19 protein-coding genes and 2 pseudogenes are annotated in these 21,959 nt (G+C 70.0%); 7 read left to right on the top strand and 14 right to left on the bottom strand.

Annotation, left to right across the window (positions count from 1 at the left end; all coding sequences use genetic code 11):
• Nucleotide 1 precedes the first annotated feature (1 nt).
• The 3 genes from ACFP2V_RS17485 to ACFP2V_RS17475 are packed head-to-tail and all read right to left on the bottom strand — an operon-like array spanning nt 2 to nt 1,582.
• Nucleotides 2–751, bottom strand: a complete 750-nt coding sequence (locus ACFP2V_RS17485; RefSeq protein ID WP_381212863.1) for a GvpL/GvpF family gas vesicle protein — start codon at nt 749–751, stop codon at nt 2–4.
• A gap of 2 nt (nt 752–753) precedes the next feature.
• Nucleotides 754–1,227 carry a gas vesicle protein GvpJ gene (gene gvpJ, locus ACFP2V_RS17480; RefSeq protein WP_381212661.1) on the bottom strand — a complete coding sequence of 158 codons (474 nt, stop codon included), beginning with the start codon at nt 1,225–1,227 and terminating at the stop codon, nt 754–756.
• 34 nt (nt 1,228–1,261) lie between these two features.
• Entirely contained in the window at nt 1,262–1,582 is a 321-nt protein-coding gene (locus tag ACFP2V_RS17475) for a gas vesicle protein GvpO (RefSeq protein ID WP_381212658.1), read from the bottom strand.
• A gap of 190 nt (nt 1,583–1,772) precedes the next feature.
• Between ACFP2V_RS17475 and ACFP2V_RS17470 the strand changes: the two genes are divergently transcribed.
• The gene (locus tag ACFP2V_RS17470) at nt 1,773–1,943 is read left to right on the top strand and encodes a hydrophobic protein (RefSeq protein ID WP_332427262.1); all 171 of its coding nucleotides are present in this window, start codon (nt 1,773–1,775) and stop codon (nt 1,941–1,943) included.
• A gap of 158 nt (nt 1,944–2,101) precedes the next feature.
• A pseudogene (locus ACFP2V_RS17465) lies at nt 2,102–3,015 on the top strand (aminoglycoside phosphotransferase family protein).
• Nucleotides 3,016–3,556: 541 nt separating this feature from the next.
• Here ACFP2V_RS17465 and ACFP2V_RS17460 read toward each other — a convergent pair.
• Nucleotides 3,557–4,110, bottom strand: a pseudogene (locus ACFP2V_RS17460) (fused MFS/spermidine synthase); the annotation flags it as partial.
• Nucleotides 4,111–4,330: 220 nt separating this feature from the next.
• On the opposite strand from ACFP2V_RS17460, the gene ACFP2V_RS17455 reads away from it, so the two are divergent.
• From ACFP2V_RS17455 to ACFP2V_RS17445, 3 genes are all read left to right on the top strand, one after another.
• Entirely contained in the window at nt 4,331–4,795 is a 465-nt protein-coding gene (locus ACFP2V_RS17455; protein ID WP_381212860.1) for an ATP-binding protein, read from the top strand.
• Nucleotides 4,796–4,888: 93 nt separating this feature from the next.
• Nucleotides 4,889–5,869 (top strand): arabinan endo-1,5-alpha-L-arabinosidase, encoded by a 981-nt coding sequence (locus tag ACFP2V_RS17450; protein WP_381212655.1) that lies wholly within the window; start codon nt 4,889–4,891, stop codon nt 5,867–5,869.
• Nucleotides 5,851–7,284 carry a family 43 glycosylhydrolase gene (locus tag ACFP2V_RS17445; RefSeq protein WP_381212652.1) on the top strand — a complete coding sequence of 478 codons (1,434 nt, stop codon included), beginning with the start codon at nt 5,851–5,853 and terminating at the stop codon, nt 7,282–7,284. The genes ACFP2V_RS17450 and ACFP2V_RS17445 overlap by 19 nt, the downstream gene beginning before the upstream one ends.
• Nucleotides 7,285–7,356: 72 nt before the next feature.
• Here the strand turns inward: ACFP2V_RS17445 and ACFP2V_RS17440 are convergent, their stop codons facing one another.
• From ACFP2V_RS17440 to ACFP2V_RS17405, 8 genes are all read right to left on the bottom strand, one after another.
• Nucleotides 7,357–9,099, bottom strand: a complete 1,743-nt coding sequence (locus tag ACFP2V_RS17440) for a pyridoxal phosphate-dependent aminotransferase (protein ID WP_381212649.1) — start codon at nt 9,097–9,099, stop codon at nt 7,357–7,359.
• A gap of 223 nt (nt 9,100–9,322) precedes the next feature.
• On the bottom strand, nt 9,323–10,504 hold the full coding sequence (locus ACFP2V_RS17435; RefSeq protein ID WP_381212646.1) for an aldose epimerase family protein: 1,182 nt from the start codon (nt 10,502–10,504) through the stop codon (nt 9,323–9,325).
• Nucleotides 10,505–10,688: 184 nt separating this feature from the next.
• The gene (gene mmsB / locus ACFP2V_RS17430; protein ID WP_381212643.1) at nt 10,689–11,933 is read right to left on the bottom strand and encodes a multiple monosaccharide ABC transporter permease; all 1,245 of its coding nucleotides are present in this window, start codon (nt 11,931–11,933) and stop codon (nt 10,689–10,691) included.
• Entirely contained in the window at nt 11,930–13,489 is a 1,560-nt protein-coding gene (mmsA, locus tag ACFP2V_RS17425) for a multiple monosaccharide ABC transporter ATP-binding protein (protein WP_381212640.1), read from the bottom strand. The genes mmsB and mmsA overlap by 4 nt, the downstream gene beginning before the upstream one ends.
• Before the next feature lie 46 nt (nt 13,490–13,535).
• Nucleotides 13,536–14,648 carry a multiple monosaccharide ABC transporter substrate-binding protein gene (gene chvE / locus ACFP2V_RS17420; RefSeq protein WP_381212637.1) on the bottom strand — a complete coding sequence of 371 codons (1,113 nt, stop codon included), beginning with the start codon at nt 14,646–14,648 and terminating at the stop codon, nt 13,536–13,538.
• A gap of 188 nt (nt 14,649–14,836) precedes the next feature.
• On the bottom strand, nt 14,837–15,805 hold the full coding sequence (locus tag ACFP2V_RS17415) for a hypothetical protein (protein ID WP_381212635.1): 969 nt from the start codon (nt 15,803–15,805) through the stop codon (nt 14,837–14,839).
• A 179-nt stretch (nt 15,806–15,984) separates the two neighbouring features.
• On the bottom strand, nt 15,985–16,983 hold the full coding sequence (locus ACFP2V_RS17410; RefSeq protein WP_381212858.1) for a zinc-dependent alcohol dehydrogenase: 999 nt from the start codon (nt 16,981–16,983) through the stop codon (nt 15,985–15,987).
• Between the two features lie 71 nt (nt 16,984–17,054).
• The gene (locus ACFP2V_RS17405; protein WP_381212632.1) at nt 17,055–18,230 is read right to left on the bottom strand and encodes a mandelate racemase/muconate lactonizing enzyme family protein; all 1,176 of its coding nucleotides are present in this window, start codon (nt 18,228–18,230) and stop codon (nt 17,055–17,057) included.
• A gap of 242 nt (nt 18,231–18,472) precedes the next feature.
• On the opposite strand from ACFP2V_RS17405, the gene ACFP2V_RS17400 reads away from it, so the two are divergent.
• On the top strand, nt 18,473–19,369 hold the full coding sequence (locus tag ACFP2V_RS17400; RefSeq protein WP_381212630.1) for an SCO2400 family protein: 897 nt from the start codon (nt 18,473–18,475) through the stop codon (nt 19,367–19,369).
• 560 nt (nt 19,370–19,929) lie between these two features.
• Here ACFP2V_RS17400 and ACFP2V_RS17395 read toward each other — a convergent pair.
• Entirely contained in the window at nt 19,930–20,370 is a 441-nt protein-coding gene (locus tag ACFP2V_RS17395) for a MarR family winged helix-turn-helix transcriptional regulator (protein ID WP_381212627.1), read from the bottom strand.
• A gap of 93 nt (nt 20,371–20,463) precedes the next feature.
• Between ACFP2V_RS17395 and ACFP2V_RS17390 the strand changes: the two genes are divergently transcribed.
• Nucleotides 20,464–21,486 (top strand): NADP-dependent oxidoreductase, encoded by a 1,023-nt coding sequence (locus ACFP2V_RS17390; protein WP_381212624.1) that lies wholly within the window; start codon nt 20,464–20,466, stop codon nt 21,484–21,486.
• An 89-nt stretch (nt 21,487–21,575) separates the two neighbouring features.
• Here ACFP2V_RS17390 and ACFP2V_RS17385 read toward each other — a convergent pair whose 3' ends face one another.
• A complete protein-coding gene (locus tag ACFP2V_RS17385; protein WP_381212621.1) occupies nt 21,576–21,842 on the bottom strand; it encodes a hypothetical protein in 267 nt (88 codons plus the stop codon).
• Nucleotides 21,843–21,959: the final 117 nt, after the last annotated feature.

Raw genomic sequence — 21,959 nt, 5'->3', positions numbered from 1 at the left:
GTCACGCCCCGCCCACGGGTATGGGGCGGGCCCCGGACGAGACGAAGCTGTAGCAGGGGAGCGGACCGGCGAGCCGGAGCTCCACCTGCTCCCGATGGACGTCCGCGAAGGTCCGGGCCCTGGTGAGGAAGGTGTCGGTGTCGTCGCGGTCGACGAGGAAGGACATGTTGAGCACACAGCCCGAGACGGGGGGACCCGCTGCCACGGCGCGGGCCCCGGGCGCGAGTTCACGCACCATGCGCTGTCCTGCCGCCGCCGCCCTGCGGGTGAGCGCGGTGGTGACGGCTTCGCCCAGTCTGATGCGGGCCTCGTAGCCGGGGCGCCGGCGTGCGGCATCGCGAAGCCGCCGTACGTCCTTCTCCTCGGCGACGAGGGCCGCCAGCGCGTTCTGCGCCGGAAGCGCCTTGACGTTGATCTCGAAGCGGCCGTCCAGCTCTTCCAGAGTCGCGGCATGGCGGGACCCGGCGGCGGCCAACTGATCGAGGACCGTCCCCTCGTCCGGCGCGACCATGCCGAACCGCATGGGCAGCACCGGTCCCCCGTCCGCCAGGCGCATCAGGAGTTCCTGGTGCGCCAGCAGGTCACGACGTCGCGCGCGCAGTTCGGGCGGTGCGTCGCTGACGACCGCGTCGAGCGGGCCCTGCCCGATCGTCCTTACCGGGGCGGGAGGGGACCCCACACCGCCGAGCCCTTTCGGGAGCGCCGTTCCCGCCCGCAGGATCGCGTAGACGTACACCCCGTCGGTCGTCACGGTCATGCCTCCACGCGGCGTCGGCTGCTCTTGCGTGCGGGAGCGCGCCGCTTCCCCGGGCGTTCCCACTGCTCGTCCTCGCCCTCGACCTCGTCGTCGTCCTGGTCCTCGGGCTCCTCGTCGCCGCCACCCACCGCTTTGCGCACGGTCTCGCCCACGGTGTCCGCGGCCTTGCGTACCTTGCGCTTGCCGACGGCCTTGGCCGCCCCGCCGCCGAACAGTTCGGGAACCGTGGTGCTGCGGGAATCGCGCTCGAGATCCAGCCGGTTGCACGCTTCCGCGAACCGCAGGTAGGTGTCCACACTCGCGACGACGATGCGCGCGTCGATCTTGAGGATCTCGATCCCGACCAGCGAGACCCGTATGAACACGTCGATGACCATGCCGCGGTCGAGAATCAGTTCCAGTACGTCGTACAACGTGCCGGCGCGAGGCGGGCAGGCCACTACTTCGTCCGAGTAGGTGGTCACGGGCATGGACGTTCCTTCCAGCGGAGGGGGCGGTCACGGATCACTCGTCGGCCGCGCCTCGTCGGTAGCGGCGGACCCTGCGGTACTCCATGAGCTCACCGGCCCGGTCGAGTTGCACCTCGTACGAGGCCAGGAGACTCGTGGTGTCGGGAATCCGCGGAACCTCCAGAACGTCCACCACCACGCACCAGCCGTCGTCGGAACGCCGGACGGCGGACACGCCCTCCGTCGGGTGGTCGATCAGCCCCTCCAGGCTCCGGAGGGCAGCACGGGCCGCCTGCTCGGGCCCCCGTGCGGCTCCCGTGCGGCGAGCAGGGGCCGTCTTGGAGCTCCCGGCATCGGAGCGACGTGGTTCTGCCATACGGTCAGTTTTGACACTCCTGGCCGCTGCGCATCCCGAGCGAGGCCATCCGTGAGAGGCGCGGAACGCGAGCCGCGTGTGCCGCGGTGGCGGGGGCGCGCTTTTTCCCGCTGCGGTGTAAAAGAAACATCAAGACACCATGCGTGCTGAGAGAACTCCGGGGCATCTGCTCCATCGGAGGTTGATAATCATGGTTCCCCTGCTTCTCGTACTCCTGCTGGCCCTCGTCCTTTTCGGTGCCGGATTCGCACTGAAGGCACTGTGGATCGTGGCGGTGATCGTGCTGGCCGTATGGCTGCTCGGTTTCGTCATGCGCTCCACCAATACGGGCGGAAGTCGAGGCCGGTGGTATCGCTGGTAGGCCCAGGAACGCGCCTTACCTGAATGGTCGGGGTGGTACCGGATTCATTTCCGGTGCCACCCCGCGTTCGTGCCCGGAATGCCGTGCTCGACCGCCGCTCCGTGAGTAACCTTTGCGGCTCCGCCATGGGACGGTCGGCGACGCTAGCGTTGCTTCGCATGCCCCACACCGAGATCGAGGTCACCGCGGAGTCGGTACGGGATCTTCTGCGAGACCAGCACCCCGAACTGGCCGATCGCCCTCTGAGCTTTGGTGCGCGTGGCTGGGACAGTCAGATGTGGCGGCTCGGCGACGACCTCGCCGTTCGGTTGCCCTGGGTGACGCAGTCTGCGGACACGCTGCTGCGCAAGGAGCACACCTGGCTGCCCGCCCTTGCCCCACACCTTCCTCTGCCAGTTCCCGTCCCGCAGCTCCTCGGCGAGCCCTCCGAGCGGTTTCCACGCCCCTGGATCGTCACCACCTGGGCACCGGGCGAGCCCGCCGACCGCGCCCCCGCCACGCGCGCTGAGGAGGCGGCCGACGTCTTGGCCGCCTTCCTGACGACTCTTCACCGCCCGCCCCCGAGGGGGCGCCCGCCGGCCGCGACCGCGGGGGGCCGCCGGCCGGCCATGCCGAGCAGTTCGCCGAGCAGCTCACCTCGGCCACCGAGCGGGGGCTGGTCCCCGCCCCGGACGCCGTCCGCGCGGTCTGGGAAGACGCTGCCGCCGCACCCGACTGGGCGGGCCCGGCACTATGGCTCCACGGCGACCTGCATCCGGCCAATGTCCTCACCGCGGACGGCACCTTCTGCGGCGTGATCGACTTCGGCGATCTCTGCGCGGGCGATCCGGCCTGCGACCTCGCGGCCCCCTGGGTACTGCTGCCGGACGGCGCCGCCGACCATTTCTACGGGGCCTACCAGCCGACTCCGGGCGCCGCTACCTTGCGTCGCGCCCGCGGCTGGGCGGTGCTGCGCGCCCTCGCCTGCATCCTCATCGGAGATGCCGGCGCCCACGGCCGTCCTGGTGGCAAGCCCGCTTGGGGCCCACCCGCCCACGCCACGTTGCGACGCCTCGTCGCAACGGCCCGCTGAAGGAGCGGGTGGAGCAGGCCGCCGGAGAGCACGAACGGTTACCGACGGGCCGGGTTCCTCGGAGAGCCGGTGACAGTCGAATACGAGAGCCCACCAGTACCCAAGCCCCAGCAGTTCCCCACCCCCAAGCCTCTTTCAAACGGGTCGAGATGTGGTGCGTGCGGTAGGACGAACGCTGTTGTCGGCCATTCGATCACGCTGTTGGACAGTGTCCCTTCGGGTGGTGTGAGGGATCCGAAGGTGGCGTCGTGGGTCGGGGCCGGTAATGCCACTCGGCGGTATGGCGATCTCGACGTGTGCGATGCCGGGACACTCGCCCACGCCCCGGGGAGAACACCGCCCCAAAAGCATGAGCACTTTGGCTTCCGTTGTCCTGATGCCGCTCGTTTGAGTGCTCACGTGACACATGCCCGCCGACTGCTCACGCTTTTCAGCGAGGCACCCGTCTCCGGTCCCGCAGCCTCGGGACCGCGGAGATCCCCTGCACCACCCGGTGGCAACACCGTTGCGTCAGGCATGACAACTTCAGGACGGAAATGGCTCATCGGCTGCTCCGTGAGCTCTGGGGCTGGAGGAGTTGGTCGACGGGTGCGTAGCCGTCGGTGAGCGGTCGGGCGTCGCCGATCCAGGAGGTGAGGTCGTCGCCGGTGACGATCTTCCAGCCGGTTGCCGGGCGTCCAGCGCTTCCTGGGTCGCGCGTAGGTCGACTGGTCGGCTGGAGGCGAGCATCACCGGATTGCCGCCCTCAGGGACGGCGGTCGGGTCGAGGCCGATATCGGTGGGTTCGCCGGTGAGGGCGACGTGCTCGAAGGTCTCGCTGAGGGTGGCTACTTCGGCACGTGCGAAGGCCAGGCCGCCGTGATCGATGAGGTTGGCAACGTACAGGCCGTCCTCGTCGAGCACCCGCCGTACGCCGGTCATCGCTTCCACCGTAGTGAGGTGCCACGGCACACTGACGCTCCCGAAGGCGTCACCGGCGACGAGGTCACGACTGCCGGTGTCCGGTCGCCGCAGGCCGAGCCCGCCGTCCTCGACACGTATGTCGATACCGGCTTCCGGTCTCAGCCCCGCGTGCTCCCGCAGCCCCTGGACCACCGCGCCGAACGTCCGCAGACTGTCCGACGACTCCGGCTCGCCACCGGTGCCCGTCGCCCCGCCCGTTCCTGCCGCACCCTCATCGACCACTGTCGGTCACCTCCCGCAGTCATCGTCACGGGTGGTGACCGGTATTGTCCATCCCGTCACCGTGTACGCCGGTGCGGCGTACGCGGCTCTCACCTGGAGAAGTGTCCGCCGGGTGCGCCAGATGGGGCGCATGACCGCACAGCCCGCACAGCAAGATCCGGTTACCGTACGTGTGTTCACCCAGCGGTTCAGCTCCACCCCGCGTGGTGCCCGGCTCGCCCGGCACCTCGCCGTGCGCCAACTGCACGCCTGGGGTGTCCCGTACGGCACGGACGTCTCCGACGCCGTCGCGCTGATCGTCGGCGAGCTCGCCGCCAACGCCGTGACGCACGGCCGCGTGCCGGGGCGGGACTTCGAGCTGACGCTCACTCGTCTCGCCGACGGGGTCCTCGTCGAGGTGACCGATACGCGTACCGGGCCGCCGTACCCGCCTGATCCCGGTGGTGCGGGCGCTCCGTGCCCTCTCGACGAGCGCGGTCGTGGGCTCCTGCTTGTCGAGGCGCTCGCCGGGCGGTGGGGGGTGGTGGACCGGGAGCCGCCGGCGAAGACCGTTCGTGCGGAGGCGGGCGTCGACTGGGGCTGCGCGGGTCATTGACGCGCACGTGGTTCGATTCTACGGTCCGTTCGAACTTGCGATCGCCGTTCGACATCACGGACACGCTCTGGCCCCCACCGCAAGGAGACCCGCATGCGCCGCAGCTCCTTCCGCCGACGCACCGCTCTGCTCGCTCTCCCCACCGCCGCGGTCCTCGCGCTCATGCCGACCACCGCGTCGGCCTACCCCAACCCCGGCCGGGTCACCGGCTCCGTCGTCACCCACGATCCGTCGATGATGCGGACGTCGTCGGGGCAGTACCTGCTGTACGCGACCGGCGGCGGCATCAGCAACAAGACGTCAAACGACCGCACCGCCTTCAGCGCCGGGGCGGACGCCTTCTCCTCGCGCCCGAGCTGGTGGCGGACCTACTCCTCCGTGCCGGAGGCGTGGGCGCCCGACATCTCGTACCACGGCGGCAAGTACCTGATGTACTACTCCGTCTCGTCGTTCGGCTCCAACACCTCCGCCATCGGGCTCGCCACCTCCAGCACCGGGCAGCCGGGGAGCTGGACCGACCAGGGCAGCGTCCACACCTCCAGCTCCTCCAGCGACTACAACGCCATCGACCCCAACCTCTTCGTCGACGACGACGGCAAGTGGTGGCTTTCCTTCGGCAGTTGGTGGACCGGGATCAAGATGATCCAGATCAACCCGTCCACCGGGAAGCAGCTCTCCTCCAACACCACCCGCTACTCCCTCGCCTCCCGGCCCACCGGGACCAAGGCCGTCGAGGCGCCCTTCGTCGTCAAACGGGGCGGGTACTACTACCTGTTCGCGTCCTACGACACCTGCTGCGCCGGCACCGGCTCCACCTACAAGGTCAAGGTCGGCCGAGCCACCGGCATCACCGGACCGTACCGCGACAAGAACGGCGTCTCGATGATGAGCAACGGCGGGACACCCGTGCTGGAGTCGCACGGCAGCATCGTCGGCCCCGGCGGACAGTCGATCATGAACGACGTCGACGGCGACCTGATCGTCTACCACTACTACGACGCCAACGACAACGGCACCCCCAAACTCGGCATCAACCTCCTGAACTGGAGCAGCGGATGGCCCGTCGCCTACTGACCCTGCTGGCCGCGCTGCTGCTCGCCCTCTCGCTCGGGCAGTCCTCCGCGCAGGCGGCCTCGTTCGGCAATCCCGTCAAGGCCCAGAAGGGCGCCGACCCCTGGATCGTCCGCCACGACGGCACCTACTACCTGATCAGCACGTCCTGGACCGACGTCATCACGATCCGCAAGTCGGCCACTCTCGCCGGACTCGCCACCGCGCCCAGCGTGCAGGTGTGGCAGGGCGACGCGGCCTCCCGGTGCTGCAACATCTGGGCGCCCGAACTGCACTTCCTCAACGGCCGCTGGTACCTGTACTACGTGGCCGGACAGAACGTCTCCGACTACATTCCCACCCAGCGCAGCCACGTCCTGGAGAGCGCCGGTTCCGACCCCCTGGGGCCGTACACCTACAAGGGGCAGCTCAACTCCTCCTGGATGCTGGACCCGACCGTCGCCACCATCAACGGGCAGCTGTACCTCTTCGGCAGCGTGAACGGCGGGACACAGAACATCGTCGCCGCGCGGATGTCCACCCCGTACACGGTCAGCTCCTCCTTCTCCACCGTCTCCACGCCCACGTACGCCTGGGAACGGCAGGGTGGAACGGTCAACGAGGGGCCGGAGATCCTGCAACGGGGCGGCCGGACCTTCCTCATCTACTCCGCCAGCGGCTGCTGGACCCCCGACTACAAACTCGGCCAGCTCGCCCTCACCGGATCCGACCCCGCCTCCGCGTCGTCCTGGACCAAGAAGTCCACGCCCGTCTTCCAGCGCAGTGACGGCAACGGTGTGTACGGGCCGGGGCACAACGGGTTCTTCACCTCGCCGGACGGGAGCGAGAGCTGGATCGTCTACCACGCCAACGACTCCACCTCCGACGGATGCGACAACGGGCGCACCGCGCGGGCCCAGAAGTTCACCTGGAACTCCGACGGCTCACCGAACCTCGGTACGCCCGTACGGCTCGGGGCGAGCCAGACCGGACCCTCGGGCGAGCCGTCGGCCGTCGCCGCCACCTACACCCTCACCAACCGCAACAGCGGCAAGTGCCTGGATGTCGCCGGGAGTTCGACCGTCGACGGGGCCAATGTGCAGCAGTACGCCTGCAACGGCGGCGCCAACCAGCGCTGGCGGCTGGAGGATCTCGGTGACGACACGCACCGGCTGGTCAACGTCGCCAGTGGCAAGGTGCTGGACACCGCGAACTGCTCCGCCGCGGACGGGGCCGACCTGCGCCAGTGGTCGTGGCTGAACAACACCTGCCAGCGGTTCCGGTTCGTCGCCACCGACAGCGGTCACGTCCGGATCGTCAACCAGGCCACCGGCAAGGTCGCCGACGTCGCCGACTGCTCCACCGCGGACTCGGCCGACGTACGGCAGTGGACCTGGCTGAACAACGCCTGCCAGCAGTGGCGGCTCAACCCGGTCTGAGCGACCCGGAACCCCGGGTGCGTCGGGGTGCGCGGCACCCCGACACGCCTGCTGGGTCCCGTGGGGGGTCTGTCAGCTCAGCTGGCCCACGCCCGCCGCCTCCGGCCAGCTCTGCGCTCCGGACCAGCCGGCCGCCGGGGCCTGGGACAGGCCGTCGGTGCCTCTGACCTGCGCCGCCGTCAGGCCACCGCGGGCGGGGACACCGGGCGGCGTGGGGCCGGTGGGCATCTGCGGGGACGGGTACGACGCCGCGGCGGGCATCGCCGGGGGCGCGGGTACCTGGGCCGGAGCCGCCAGGGGGTGCTGCGGCATCTGCTGAGGGACCGGCTGCTGCGGCATCTGCTGGGGAACCGGCTGCTGCGGCATCTGCTGCGGCACGGGCGGGGGCTGCAGAGGGGGGGACCGCAGGGGCTGCGGCGCCTGCTGGGGCATCTGCTGCGGTCCCGACGAGGCTGCCGCCGGCATGGGCATCCCGCCGCCCGCGCCCACCGGAACCGGGGACGGGGCGGAGGGGAGCGGCATGCCGATGCCGGCGGCCGGAGCGGCGGGGAGACCCGGCGCCCCCGTACCGGCGCCGATGGCCTGGGCGGCGAGGCCCTGGGTACCGGCGCCGTTGGTCTCGCTGACCAGCCGGTCTATCGCCGCCGTGCCCGAGCTGTAGCCGGTCCCTGTGGCCTGCTCGGGCACGGCGGCTCCCCTCCTGGAGGTCCCGTAGAGCACCTGTTCCAGGCCGGACACCAGGCGACGTACGTCCACCTGCGGACGTACCACGAGACGCAGGAAGCGGCTGGACGAGCCGATCTTGTTGCCGCACTCGCGGACCAGGAGCCGGTGCTCGGTGAGCATCCGGTCCCGGACCACGGTGCCTTCGGCGCCCACGGGGAGGCGCACGAAGAGGAAGTTGCCCTGGGACGGGTAGACCGTCAGTCCGGGCAGTGAGGAGAGCTGGCCGGACATGTCCATCCGGTCGCGGCGCACCTGGTGGAGGCTCTGCTGGTACTCGGTGCCGTGCTCCTTCAGCATGAACACCACGTGCTCGGCGAAGGAGTTGAGGTTCCACTTCGGCAGCATCGAGCGGACGCGGCCGGCGAGCGCGGGGTTGGCGACGAGATAGCCGAACCGGATGCCGTGCAGCCCGAAGTTCTTGCCGAGGCTGCGCAGGACGATGACGTTGGGGCGCAGCATCGCCTCCTGCACCACCGACGGCTCCACCTCGGCGTCGGCGAACTCCAGGAACGACTCGTCGATCACCACCAGGTCGAGGTCGGCCATCGCGTCCATGAACTGCACGACCGCGTGCTTGTGGAGGAAGCCGCCGTCGGGGTTGTTGGGGTTGCAGATCACCGCGACCTTGGTGCCCCGCGCGCGGATGAACTCGGCGTACTGGGCGAGATCGAGGGCGAAGCCGCTGGACTCCTGGAGCGGGAACATGTCGACCCGCTTGCCGGTCTCCATGGGCTGGTCGGTCCAGCGGCCGAAGGTGGGGACGGGGACGGCGAGGGACTCGCGGACCAGCAAGTGGTCTATCCAGGTGATGAGTTCCGTCGAGCCGTTGCCCATCGCCACGCACTGCGGCGGGAGTCGGAGCAGGCTGCACAGCTCGGCCGTGATGGTGTCGGCGCTGCTCGGGTAGTACGTGATGATGTCGCGCAGCCGCGTGGCCATGTCCTCGAACATGGCGGGGGTGGGGAAGTACGGGTTGCACGGAATACAGAAGTCGACCGGGCCGGCCCCGTCGCTCTCCCGCGCCAGCGCAGCCATGGAGGGGCTGTGTGCCGCGGTGCTGCGGAACAACGAGGTGACGTTGTCGGCCATGGAACCTCCGTGTACGGCGGGCCCGTCGGGGGAGACGTGCCGGGCCCGTCATGCGTGGGTGGCCCGCGCGGGGGAGCGCGGGCCACTCGTACATACGGAGGGGGGTGTGGCGCTGTTCAACCGGTGTGAAAAAAGTGTGACGACGTGAACCCCGGGCCTGGTTTATGCGTCACGTGCCCCCGGGTCTGCCTCCCCCAGGCCCGTCAGGACCCGTGTTCGGGGCTCAGGCGTCGAACGAATGCACCGTCGTCGTCCGGTACGTCTCGCCCGGACGCAGCACGGTCGACGGGAACGACGGCCGGTTCGGCGAGTCCGGGAAGTGCTGGGTCTCCAGGCACAGTCCGTCGCCCTGGCGGTAGACCCGCCCGCCGGTGCCGACGAGGGTGCCGTCGAGGAAGTTGCCGGAGTAGAACTGCAGTCCGGGCTCGTTGGTGGCGATCCGCAGGGTGCGGCCGGAGGACGGGTCGCGCAGGGTGGCGGCGGGCCCGGGGCGGGCGGTGACGCCCTTGTCGAGCACCCAGTTGTGGTCGAACCCCTGCCCGTACAGCACCTGTGGGTGGGCGACGCGGAGGTCCCGGCCGACCGGCTTGGCGCTCCGGAAGTCGAAGGGGGTGCCACCGACCCGGGCCAGTTCGCCCGTGGGGATCAGCCCCGCGTCGACCGGCGTGTAGCGGGTGGCGGCGATGGACAGCTCGTGGTCGTTGACGGAGCCGCTGCTCTCGCCGGCGAGGTTCCAGTAGACGTGGCTGGTGAGGTTGACGACGGTGGCCCGGTCGGTGGTGGCCGCGTAGTCGACGCGCCAGTCGCCGTGCCGGGTGAGGGTGTACGTCACCTTCGTCCGCAGGGTGCCCGGGTAGCCCATCTCGCCGTCGGCGCTGACGTAGTACAGGCGCAGTCCGACGTCGGACCCCTCGGTGAACGGCTCGACGTCCCAGACCCGCTTGTCGAAGCCCTGGGCGCCCCCGTGCAGGCTGTTGGCGCCGTCGTTGACGGAGAGCTGGTGGGCCGTGCCGTCGAGGCTGAAGCGGCCCTTGCCGATCCGGTTGCCGTAGCGGCCGATCAGGGCGCCGAAGTACGGGCTGGAGGCGACGTACTCCTCGAGGGTGCCGAAGCCGAGGGAGACGTTGGTGTGGCGGCCCCGGCGGTCGGGGATCTCCAGGGACTGGACGATGCCGCCGTAGGACAGGACCTTCAGCCGGGTCCCGCCGTTGGCCAGCGACCAGCGGTGCACCTTCGTGCCGTCCGCGAGCGTCCCGAAGGGCGTCCGCACGGGCTTTCCGGGACCCGTGCCCCGGTCGTTGCCGCCTCCCGTGGCGTGCGCCGTGCCCCCACCGACCGTGGTGGCGGCGATCCCGGCGGCCGCGGCCGCCGCTCCCGCCATGACCGTGCGTCTGTTCAGTTCCATGCTGTGCAGCTCCCCTTTTCTTGGGGCTCGTTCGCCTCCGGGGCGCCTGAGCCGGTGTCGGGAGACCGACCGTGCTCGACCCTTCGGGCCTCCGCGCGCTCGTCCTCTCGACACCGTCGCGCCCCTTCGGCTCACTCGCCTGTTTGAGGTTGGTCCCCGCATTGCGGGCGGGGACCGAGCCGACCTACGAACCGACCTTGCGCTTGTTCCACACGTCGAAGCCGACCGCCGCCAGGAGCACCAGGCCCTTGATGACCTGCTGCCAGTCGGTGCCGACGCCGACGAGGTTCATACCGTTGTTCAGCACACCCAGGACCAGACCGCCGATGATCGCGCCGAGCACGGTGCCGACACCGCCGCTCATCGACGCGCCGCCGATGAACGCGGCCGCGATCGCCTCGAGTTCGAAGTTGAGACCGGCCTTGGGCGAGGCCGCGTTGAAGCGGGCGGCGAAGACCAGACCCGCCAGGGCCGCGAGCATGCCCATGTTCAGGAAGACCAGGAAGGTGACCTTCTTGTCCCGCACGCCCGACAGCTTGGCCGCGGGCAGGTTGCCGCCGATGGCGTAGATGTGGCGGCCGATGACGGCGTTGCGCATCACGTAGCCGAAGCCGACGAGCAGCGCGCCCAGGATCAGCAGCACGATCGGGGCGCCCTTGTAGCTGGCCAGTAGCAGCGTGACGGTGAGGATGGCGGCGGTCAGCGCCACCAGCTTCAGCAAGAACAGCTTGGCGGGCAGGACGTCGAGGGCGAACTCCTGCTGGCGGCGCCGGTCGCGGACCTCCTGGAGCACCACGAGGGCTATCAGCCCGAGGCCGAGCAGCAGGGTGAGGTTGTGGTAGTTCGTGTCCGGGCCGACCTCGGGCAGGAAGCCGTTGGCGGTCGTCTGCAGCCCCTTGGGGAACGGGCCGAGAGTCTGGCCGTCGAGGAAGATCTCGGTCAGGCCGCGGAAGGTGAGCATGCCCGCCAGGGTCACGATGAACGACGGCAGCCCGCCGTACGCGATGAACCACCCCTGTACCGCGCCCGCGATCGCGCCCACCGCCAGGCACAGCAGCACCGCGACGGGCCAGGGAAGGTCGTTGCGAACCATGAACACGGCGGCCATCGAGCCGACGAACGCCGTCAGCGAGCCGACCGACAGATCGATGTGGCCGGCGATGATGACCAGCATCATGCCGATCGCGAGGATCAGGATGTAGCTGTTCTGCAGCACCAGGTTGGACACGTTGCGCGGCAGCAGCAGGTCGCCCTCGGTCCACACCGCGAACAGCACCACGATCAGGCCGAGGGCGATCAGCATGCCGTACTGGCGCATGTTGCGGCGCATGCCGTCCAGCATCAGATGGAGCAGGCCGTCACCGGTGCCCGCCCCGTTCCTGCCCGGCGGCGCGGCGGCCGGGGTCTTGTCGGTGACATCCGTGCTCATCGGGTTACCTCTTCGTCCTTCTTGTCCTTCGTCATCCGGCGCATCAGCGATTCCTGGGACGCCTCGGCCCGCGAGAACTCCCCGGTCAGCCGCCCGGCTGCCATCGTGTAGACGCGGTCGCACATGCCGAGCAGCTCGGGCAGCTCGGAGGAGATGAAGACAACCGCCTTGCCCTGGGCGGCCAGTTGGTCGATGACCGTGTAGATCTCGTACTTGGCGCCGACGTCGATGCCGCGCGTCGGCTCGTCCAGGATCAGCACCTCGGGACCGGCGAAGATCCACTTGCTGAGGACGACCTTCTGCTGGTTGCCGCCGGACAGCTTGCCCACCGGCTCGAAGACCGTGGGCGCCTTGATGTTCATGGACTTTCGGAAGCCCTCGGCGACCTGGCGTTCCTCGTGCTCGTCCACGATTCCCCGCCTGGCGACCTTGCCCAGCGCGCTGAGCGAGATGTTGCGGTTGATGGTGTCGATGAGGTTCAGGCCGTAGTGCTTGCGGTCCTCGGTGACGTACGCGATGCCGTGCCGCACCGCCTCGGGGACGGTCTTCGTACGGATCTCCCGGCCGTCCCGGAGGACCGTGCCGGCCGCGTACCGCCCGTAGGTGCGGCCGAACAGGCTCATCGCCAGTTCGGTGCGACCGGCGCCCATCAGGCCGGCGATGCCGACGATCTCGCCGCGCCGGACCTGCAGCGACACGTCGTCGACGACCTTGCGCTGCTGGTCGATCGGGTGGTGCACGGTCCAGTTGCGCACCTCGAGGGCGGGGGCGGCGCCCTCCTCGGGGTGGTGCGGGGTCCGCTCCGGGAAGCGGTGCTCGAGGTCGCGGCCGACCATTCCGCTGATGATCCGGTCCTCGGTGGTCTCCGCGGCCTTCACGTCGAGCGTCTCGATGGTCCGCCCGTCCCGCAGGATGGTCACCGAGTCGGCGACCGCGCGGATCTCGTTCAGCTTGTGGGAGATGATGATCGAGGTGATGCCCTGTTCCTTGAGCTGGAGGATCAGGTCGAGCAGCTTGCCGCTGTCCTCGTCGTTGAGCGCCGAGGTGGGCTCGTCGAGGATGAGCAGCTTCACCTTCTTCGACAACGCCTTGGCAATCTCCACCAGTTGCTGCTTGCCCACGCCGATGTCGGCGACCCGGGTCTCCGGGTGGTCGTCGAGCCCCACCCGGCGCAGCAGTTCGGTCGCGTGCCGCAGCGTCTCGTGCCAGTCGACGAAGCCGCGCCGGGCGTGCTCGTTGCCGAGGAAGATGTTCTCCGCGAGGGAGAGGTACGGCACCAGGGCGAGCTCCTGGTGGATGATGACGATGCCCTGCCGCTCGCTGGCCCTGATGTCCTTGAACCGGCAGAGGCCCTCCTCGAAGAGGACCTCCCCCTCGTAGGTGCCGTGCGGGTGGACGCCGGAGAGGACCTTCATGAGGGTCGACTTGCCGGCGCCGTTCTCGCCGCAGATGGCGTGGACCTCGCCCTGCCGGACGGTCAGAGTGACGTCCGACAGCGCCTTGACGCCGGGAAAGGTCTTGACGATCGAGCGCATTTCCAGGACGGGTCCCGCCATGGTCGTGCCTTCCAATCCGTAGGTGACGGCGGTGTGCCGGGGTCGTCTACTTGAGGTCGCTCTCCTTGATGTAGCCGGAGTCGACCACGGTCTCCTGGTAGTTGCTCTTGTCCACGGCGACCGGCTCCAGCAGGTAGGCCGGCACGACCTTCGCCCCGTTGTCGTAGGTCTTGGTGTCGTTGACCTCGGGCTCCTTGTCGTTCAGGAGCGCGTCGATCATGTTCGTGGCGACCCTGGCGAGTTCACGGGTGTCCTTGTAGACCGTCATGGACTGCTGGTCGGCGATGATCGACTTCACCGAGGCGACCTCGGCGTCCTGGCCGGTGACGATCGGCAGCGGCTTGTTCTTGGAGCCGTAGTCGTCCGACTTCAGCGCCGACAGGATGCCGATGGAGATGCCGTCGTACGGGGAGAGGACCGCGTCGACCCGCTCGCTCTTGTAGGACGAGGTCAGGATGTCGTCCATGCGCTTCTGGGCGGTGCCGCCGTCCCAGCGCAGGGTGGTGACCTGGTTGAGCTCGGTCTGGCCGGACCGGACGACGAGCTGCTTCTTGTCGATGTACGGCTGCAGGGCGTTCATCGCGCCCTGGAAGAAGTAGCGGGTGTTGTTGTCGTCGTTGGAGCCGGCGAACAGCTCGATGTTGAAGGGGCCCTTCTTGCTGCCGTCCTTCAGGCCGAGCTTGTCGGCGATGTAGTCGCCCTGGAGTTCGCCGACCTTCTCGTTGTCGAACGAGGCGTAGTAGCCGACGTTCTCCGTGCCGAGGATCAGGCGGTCGTAGGAGATCACCGGGATGTCGGCGTCCTTGGCCTGCTGCAGGACGTTGTTCAGCGACTTGTTGTCGATCGCCGCGACGATCAGCGCCTTGACGTCCTGCGTGATCAGGTTCTCGACCTGCGCGACCTGCTGGTCCGGGTCGTCCTCGCCGAAGACCAGCTTGGTCTTGTAGCCCTTGGACTCCAGGTTCTTCACGACGTTGTCGCCGTCGGCGATCCAGCGCTCGGAGGACTTGGTCGGCATCGCGATGCCGATGGTCGCTCCCTTGGAGTCTCCCTTGTCCTCCTCGCTCCCGCCCTCGCCGCTCTGACCGCAGGCGGACAGGGTGAGGGCGAGGGAGACGGCGGTGGCTGCTGCGGCGATGGCGGCTCTGCGGTTACGCATGATCATCATCCTTGAAGTGTGTGCAGGGCGGCCCGGAAGTGCGAAGTCGCTTTCGGGCCAAGGGGTTTGGCGATGAAGGTGCGGTGCGGGGCGGTGCGGTGAGGAGAAGGTGCCGGGTAAACCCGAGAACGGGTGTGTGGGATTGTGCGCGGCTGTGTCGGCTTCTGTGAAGCTGATTTTCCGGAACGTTATGACGAGATGCCGAACCTGCGCAGATCGCCGGGCAGCCGTGAACCGAGCGGAGCCATGTCACCGTCCGCGCCGTGGCGGGCGAGCAGGTCCAGGGCGAGCCGTCCGCGCCGCACCCGCTCCTTGGCGCAGGCGAGGGTGACGTCCCGCATATGGTGCCCGTACGGATAGATCCCGGGCGCCTTGGACAGGCCGAACTTCAGGTACAACGGCGCCCCGCGCCGGATCAGTTCGGCGACCTCGTACATCCGGACGTAGCCGCCGAGGTCGTCGGGGGCCTCGATGTACATGTCCATCGGGGTGGCCGAAACCCTTCTGATCTCGGTGAGGTGATCGAGCGTCAGGTCACTCGGCACGTTGATCGAGTCGGCGCCGAGCTGCTCGCACACCGCGTACGAGGCCGGGTTGACCGGTCCGATGAGGGCCGAGACCTTCAGTGTGGTGTCCTGCGGAATGATCCCGGCCGCCCGCGCCCGATGCAGCGTCCACAGCACCCCCTCGTCGGCGACGAGCAGGCACTTTACGCCCAACTCCGTTGCTCGTACGGCGTCTTCGACGCAACCGGCGACCGCGTCGTGGCCCCGGGCGCGCGGTCCGGCGCCGCGCGAGTCGGTGCGGGTGGAGCCGCCGATGTCCCAGGTGCCCCGCGGGCCGGTGAACAGGCAGAGCTCGATGTCCCGTTCGGCGGTGGCCTCGGCCATCTCGGTGATCTCGGCGTCGGTCAGCATCCAGACGCCGCTGCCCTGGCTGATCCGGTGGATCGGCACGTCCAGCCGGGAGGCCTCCTTCAGGACCACCGCCAGCGCCTCGGGCCCCTCGCAGGAAGGAACCTCGGTGCGCCAGCGGCCGCCGCCGGGGAAGGAGTGCGGCGAGGCGTCGGCGGGGTCGGGGGCGGGGGCGCCCAGGCCGAGCGCGGTGAGCGCCTGCTCACCGGGCCTGCGGGCCGCCTTGGCGGAAGCGTCGGTCACAAGATGTCCTTTTGTTCGGTATGTCGGACGAGGTTCGCGGCCCGGGGGAGGAGCCGGGCAGGACGCGGTCGACGGGAGGAGGCGGACGGCGGGGGAGAAGGGCGGGTACGCCGGCACGGGACGGTCGGGGTGCCCGCACGGGACGGTCGGGGTGCCCGCACCGGCGTACGACCGGGCCCCTAGGGGCGCAACAGGACCTTGCCCACCTTCGGATCGCCGGATCCCACCAGCTCGATGGCCTCCGAGAACCCGGCCAGCGGCAGCTCGTGCGTGACCAGCGGCAGCGGATCGAGCAGCCCGGCGGCGAACACCCGCACCGTGTGCGCCCAGGCGTTTGGCGGCGCCCCGAAGACGGTGTGCACCTCCAACTGCCGTACGACCAGGTCCGTCGGGTCGAGACCGTCCGCGCCCGGCGCCGGGATGCCCGTCAGGACGAGCCGCCCGCCGCGCCTCAGCAGCGCGGCGGCCGTGCGGGCCGCGTCGGCGGACCCGGCGGTCTCGATCACCACGTCGAAGTCGTCCGGGAGCGGCTGGTCCTTGGTGCGAAAGCCGGTGGCGCCGTACCGCCGGGACAGCGCCTCGCGGTCGCCGCGGGTACCGACGACCAGCAGTTCGGCCGGGGAGTTCGCACGCAGGAACTGCACCGCGAACATGCCGAGGGTCCCCGTACCGACCACGGCGACCCGCTCACCGGGCACCGCGTTCGCCTTGAGCGCGGCGGCGGCGATACAGGCCGCCGGCTCCAGCAGCGCCGCCGCGGTGAGGTCGGCGTCGTCCGGCAGGACGTGCAGCAGGCGGGCCGGGAGGGTCAGCGTGGCGGCCATCGCCCCCGGCCGGGTGAACCCGGTCTCCTCGTAGCCCGCCGAGCACAGCGTCGTCTCGCCGGCGTGGCAGCGGTCGCACACCTGGCAGTTCCTGAAGCCCTCTCCGACGACCTTGCGGCCGGTGAGGGAAGCGGGCACGCCCGCGCCCACCCGCTCCACGGTTCCGGACCACTCGTGGCCCGGTGTGAGCGGGTACCGCACGTACCCCTCGGGACGGTTGCCCTGGTACACCTCGCGGTCACTGCCGCAGATGCCGGTCGCGTGCACCCGGACCAGCGCCTCGCCGGGGCCGGGGTCGCACGGCTCGTGCGCGACGAGGCGGTGCGCGCCGGGCCCGTCGACGACGACGGCCACGCAGGACGCGCCCGCGGTGCCGCCTGCGGTGCCGCCCGCGGGGCCGGGCTCGGGGCCGCCCGCTCGCCCGGTCACTTCGTCCCCTTGGAGCCGGACTTGGGCTTGCGCTGCTCCCAGCCCTCGGCCCACAGGTCGAACCGGGCCTGCTGCTGCGGGAACTCGGCCGCCGCGTCGACGTCCAGCTCCACGCCGAGGCCGGGGGCGTCGGAGAGGTGGAAGCAGCCGTCCTCCGGGTTCACCTGCGGGGCGCCCTTGACGACCTTCTTGATCTCCGCGTCGGCGAAGTCGTTGAAGTGCTCCAGGATCTTGAAGTTCGGTGAGGTGAAGCCGACCTGGAGGGAAGCTGCGGTGAGCACCGGGCCGCCGACGTTGTGCGGCGCGACCAGCATGTAGTGGGTCTCGGCGGTCGCGGCGAGCTTGCGCGTCTCCCAGATGCCGCCGATGTGGCCGACGTCCGGCTGCAGGATGTCGACGGCCTGACTCTCGAACAGCTCACGGAACTCGATGCGGTCGTGCACGCGTTCACCGGTGGCGAGAGGGATGTCGACCTTGGCGGCGACCTTCTCCAACGCCTTGAGGTTCTCCGGCGGGACCGGCTCCTCCAGCCAGGCCGGGTCGAACGGCGCCAGCTCCCTCGCGAGGCGGACGGCGGTGGCGGGGGAGAAGCGGCCGTGCATCTCCAGCATCAACTCGGCCTCGGGGCCGATCGCGTCACGGACCGCCTCGATCAGGGAGACGGCGTACAGGGTCTCCTTGTGGTCGAGTTCGAAGTGCCCGGTGCCGAACGGGTCGATCTTCAGGGCCCGGTAGCCGCGCTCCACCACCGCCTGCGCGGCCTTGTGGTACGCCTCCGGGGTGCGCTCCGTGGTGTACCAGCCGTTGGCGTACGCCTTGACCTTGTCGGTCACCCTGCCGCCGAGCAACTGCCAGACGGGGACGCCGAGGGCCTTGCCCTTGATGTCCCAGCAGGCCATCTCGACGACGGCGATACCGGACATCACGATCTCGCCGGCCCGGCCGAAGTCGCCGTACTTCATCCGGCGGACCAGGTCCTCGACAGCGAACGGGTCCGAGCCGAGAATGTGGTTGACCTCGGCTTCCTTCAGATAACCCAGAAGGGCGTCGGTATGCCCCAGCATCCGGGTCTCGCCGACTCCCGTGATCCCCTCGTCGGTGTGCACCTGGACGTACGTCAGGTTGCGCCACGGCGTCCCGACCACGTGTGTGCTGATTCCGGTGATACGCACGGCAGTTGCCCCTCGCTGCGTTGTGGACCCTGTGACCGTTCGATGGTGCGCTGCGACGTGTTCGATATTTCGTCACACGTTCGAAATGCTGGCGTGACAGTAAGGACGGGGTGGCGGGGGTGTCAATGGGTCGCGCGCATAACGGTTTCGACAGTTTCGAAACCTATGAGCAAGCGTCCCTACCAAACCTTCACAGCTTGCTCTAGGAAACGGACGCGAGCGGAACTTAGCCTTCACGCGTCATGGACTACTGTCACCCGTGCCGAAGGCACCTCAACGGCGCCCTCGCCTGCCCGGGGTGCGGCACCCCTGCCGAGATCCTCCCGGCCCGCCCGGAGGCTTCCGGCGCCCCCCGAACGGCGTACGAGAACGACCCGCCGGGGCCGGAGCCTGAGCCGGAATCCGAACCTCGGCCGGACCGCGGACACGAGCCGGACCGCGGACGCGAGCCGGACCCGGGACCGGCCGAGGCCGGTGAGGCCGCCGGGCCCGGGAAGCGGCAGGGCGAGAAGCGGCAGGGCGAGAACCTCGCGACCGCTTCGCCCGCAGACTCCGAGGACGAGGCCACCCCGCCCGCGGACGAAGACCCAGGGGCGGGTATGAGCCGCCGGGACCACAAGGCCGCGGCGCACCGCAGGCGACGGCGGCGTTCACTGCTGGTGGTGGCGGGGTTCGTCCTGGCCGCGGGCGCGTTGAGCCTCGCGGAGCTGGGGCTGGACGCACCCGGGTCGAAGTCCGAGTCGGCGGTGGCCAGGGACGAGACACCGGCCGGCGGGCCGGTCGAGACCGAGCCGACGCCGCGGTCGAGCGGCGTTCAGGGCGTGGGCGGGGACGCGTCCGTGACATCCCCCTCCCCGGAGGCGTCCGGCTCGCCGTCGGTCTCGCAGTCGCCGACGGACGAGGAATCGGCGGAGGCGGAGGACGAGCCCGACGAGGCGACCCCGTCGGCGCCCGCGGACACCTCCCCGGCCGACCCGACGACGGGCCGGCCGCAGGCGCCCCCGGCCCAGCCGGACGACCCGGACGACCCGGACCCGGCCCCCACGAAGCCCGAACCGGACCCGGACCCGGACCCGGAACCGGAACCCGAGCCGGAACCCTCGAAGCCCTGCAACCGCTTCCTGTGGTGGTGCACCTGACGGCCGCTCATCCCCGGCCTTCGGGCGCCGTCCCTCAGGGCCTGTCCGGCGGATCATGCCGGAGACGTGGGGGCCGGCACGCTTTCCCCGGCTCTTCGAGCAGGGGGCGGTGCCCCCAGAGGCGTGGTCGTCGGTCCCCGGGGCTCCTTCCCCGAGCTCTCGGCTTCTCCCCGCTCCCGGCTCCTCCCCCACTCTCGACTTCGCTCGAGCGGGGGGACCCCATGAGCGGGGGGACCCCCATCGGGTCGACGCCCTCCTCCGCCGTGCGGCGGCACGCACCAGCCCCCGCTCACCCCAGCCGGACGGATACCGCCCCTCACCTCTGACTCGAGCCGCCGGACAGGCGCTAGTGATCTGGTCGTGAGTTGTTTCGGTACCACGTGAGTCGCTTTGCGTACCGGTTCACGGGTTTGGCTGACGGGTGCCGGTCTGCTTCGGTCTGCTGAGGGTTGTGGGTGACAACAGGCTGGAGCCGCTGGTTCTGAGCGAGACCGAGCGGCAGGTGTTGAGCAACTGGGGCAAGCGTCGGACGACCGCGCAGGGTCTGGCCCTGCGGGCCACTAGGTGTCCAGCATCGTCCGCAGGGTGTCGCGCAGGGAGCGGCGTTCCTCGTCCGTGAGGGCGGCCAGTGGTTCGCGGGCGAAGCGCAGCGACTCGCGCAGGCTGCGGGCCACCCTGCGGCCCTCCTCCGTGGCCGCCGCCACCTTCACGCGGCGGTCCGCCGGGTCCGGGCGGCGCTCGGCCAGGCCGCGGGACTCCAGGCGGTCGACGATGCCGGTGACGTTCGACGGCTCGCACTTCAGGCGGTGGGCGAGCTTCCTCATCGGCAGGGGCTCCAGACAGAGCAGGCTCAGGAGCCGGGCCTGCGCGCCGGTGAGTTCGTGGCCGGCCGCCGCCTCCTCGTACTCCTCGTGGTAGCGGGCCACCACCGAGCCGATGAGGTCGACGACCTCCAGAGTCAGGTCGTCTGGGCGGCTGGGGGGACGGGGTGTGACAGCCATGTCCTCCAGGGTACCCACATGCTTGACATCCTGAAATATTCAACGGCATGGTTGTTTCAGGTGATGAAACACTTCGAGGAGAGGCCGCACCCCATGTCCGAGACCCCCACGCTCCCCGCCACCGGCCGCGCATGGCACCTGGCGAGCCGGCCCGTAGGCTGGCCGAAGCCCGAGGACTTCACCCTGGTCGAGGCAGAGATGCCCACGCCGGGGGAGGGCCAGGTGCTGGTGCGGAACATGTACCTCTCCGTCGACCCCTATATGCGCGGCCGGATGAGTGACGCCCCGTCCTATGTGGCGCCGTACGCGGTGGGCGAGGCCATGCAGGGCGGTGCCGTCGGCGAGGTCGTCGCCTCCCGCGCGGAAGGACTGGCCGTCGGCGACCACGTGCTGCACGGCCTCGGCTGGCGCGAGTACGCGCTGGTGGACGCGAAGGGCGCCGTCAAGGTGGACGCCGGGGCCGCGCCGCTCTCCACCTACCTGGGTGTGCTGGGCATGCCGGGGTTCACCGCGTACGTGGGGCTGCTGCGCGTCGCCGCTTTCAAGGAGGGCGACACCGTCTTCGTGTCCGGCGCGGCCGGTGCCGTCGGCAGCCAGGTGGGGCAGCTCGCGAAGCTCAAGGGGGCCTCGCGGGTGATCGGCTCCGCCGGATCCGACGAGAAGGTCGCCCTGCTCGTCGAGGAGTACGGATTCGACGCCGCGTTCAACTACAAGGACGGCCCGGTGAGCCGGCAACTGCGCGAAGCCGCGCCGGACGGCATCGACGTCTACTTCGACAACGTCGGCGGGGATCACCTGGAGGCCGCGATCGGTTCGCTGAACCGGGGCGGACGGATCGCCGTGTGCGGGATGATCTCCGTCTACAACAACACGGAGCCGGCGCCGGGCCCGCGCAACCTCGCCCGTCTCATCCAGACCCGGGGCCGCATCGAGGGCTTCCTGGTGAGCGACCACAACGACCTGCGGCCGGAATTCGTGCGGGAGGTCGGCGGCTGGATCGCCTCGGGCGAGCTCAAGTACCGGGAGACCGTCGTCGAGGGCATCGAGAACAACCTCGAGGCGTTCCTGGGCGTCCTGCGGGGCGACAACACCGGAAAGATGATCGTCAAGCTCTGACGCCGGACGGCAGGCTCCGCCGCGGGACGAAGGGACGGCGACACCGGCCGTCCCTTCGCCGCGTGCCGGCTCGCGGCCCGCTCACATCCTCAGCCTCGCCCGGCGCCCAGCGCCTGCCGCCCGGCGCCCGGCGCGCGTCGGCCGGTCGTTCTCCGGGACCGCGCCGCCGGGGAGGACGGCACGGCGTCGCCCTTGCCCTCGGCCGCGACCTCCGGCCAGGAGCAGGTGACTTCGCGGTCCAGTTCCAGGGCGCCGTCCTGCACGAGGACGGCCACGACCGGGAACGCCGCGCCCTTGGGGGACGAGTGGACGTCGTACAGCGCGTCGGGCTCGGTGCCGGACCAGAGGTCGACCACCTACCGGCCGTGCGCGGGAAGCCCCTTCGGCTCAACGCCGGCCCCGAAAGTGACACCCGGCCGATGTCCGGCCGATGACCGGACCATCGGCTGACGACATGCCGACGACGGGCCCCT

Origin of the sequence: Streptomyces incanus, from assembly GCF_042656345.1 — a bacterium.
Classification (GTDB): Bacteria; Actinomycetota; Actinomycetes; order Streptomycetales; family Streptomycetaceae; genus Streptomyces; species Streptomyces incanus.
This window is presented reverse-complemented; position numbering and strand designations above follow the sequence as displayed.

What these genes read in the sequence shown, in the direction of transcription:
- ACFP2V_RS17400 (WP_381212630.1), top strand. Translation starts at nt 18,473, where the DNA reads ATGGACTACTGTCACCCGTGCCGAAGGCACCTCAACGGCGCCCTCGCC.
- mmsB (WP_381212643.1), bottom strand. Translation starts at nt 11,933, where the DNA reads ATGAGCACGGATGTCACCGACAAGACCCCGGCCGCCGCGCCGCCGGGC.
- gvpJ (WP_381212661.1), bottom strand. Translation starts at nt 1,227, where the DNA reads ATGCCCGTGACCACCTACTCGGACGAAGTAGTGGCCTGCCCGCCTCGC.
- ACFP2V_RS17470 (WP_332427262.1), top strand. Translation starts at nt 1,773, where the DNA reads ATGGTTCCCCTGCTTCTCGTACTCCTGCTGGCCCTCGTCCTTTTCGGT.
- chvE (WP_381212637.1), bottom strand. Translation starts at nt 14,648, where the DNA reads ATGCGTAACCGCAGAGCCGCCATCGCCGCAGCAGCCACCGCCGTCTCC.
- ACFP2V_RS17390 (WP_381212624.1), top strand. Translation starts at nt 20,464, where the DNA reads ATGTCCGAGACCCCCACGCTCCCCGCCACCGGCCGCGCATGGCACCTG.
- ACFP2V_RS17475 (WP_381212658.1), bottom strand. Translation starts at nt 1,582, where the DNA reads ATGGCAGAACCACGTCGCTCCGATGCCGGGAGCTCCAAGACGGCCCCT.
- ACFP2V_RS17395 (WP_381212627.1), bottom strand. Translation starts at nt 20,370, where the DNA reads ATGGCTGTCACACCCCGTCCCCCCAGCCGCCCAGACGACCTGACTCTG.
- ACFP2V_RS17440 (WP_381212649.1), bottom strand. Translation starts at nt 9,099, where the DNA reads ATGGCCGACAACGTCACCTCGTTGTTCCGCAGCACCGCGGCACACAGC.
- ACFP2V_RS17450 (WP_381212655.1), top strand. Translation starts at nt 4,889, where the DNA reads ATGCGCCGCAGCTCCTTCCGCCGACGCACCGCTCTGCTCGCTCTCCCC.
- ACFP2V_RS17455 (WP_381212860.1), top strand. Translation starts at nt 4,331, where the DNA reads ATGACCGCACAGCCCGCACAGCAAGATCCGGTTACCGTACGTGTGTTC.
- ACFP2V_RS17435 (WP_381212646.1), bottom strand. Translation starts at nt 10,504, where the DNA reads ATGGAACTGAACAGACGCACGGTCATGGCGGGAGCGGCGGCCGCGGCC.
- ACFP2V_RS17445 (WP_381212652.1), top strand. Translation starts at nt 5,851, where the DNA reads ATGGCCCGTCGCCTACTGACCCTGCTGGCCGCGCTGCTGCTCGCCCTC.
- mmsA (WP_381212640.1), bottom strand. Translation starts at nt 13,489, where the DNA reads ATGGCGGGACCCGTCCTGGAAATGCGCTCGATCGTCAAGACCTTTCCC.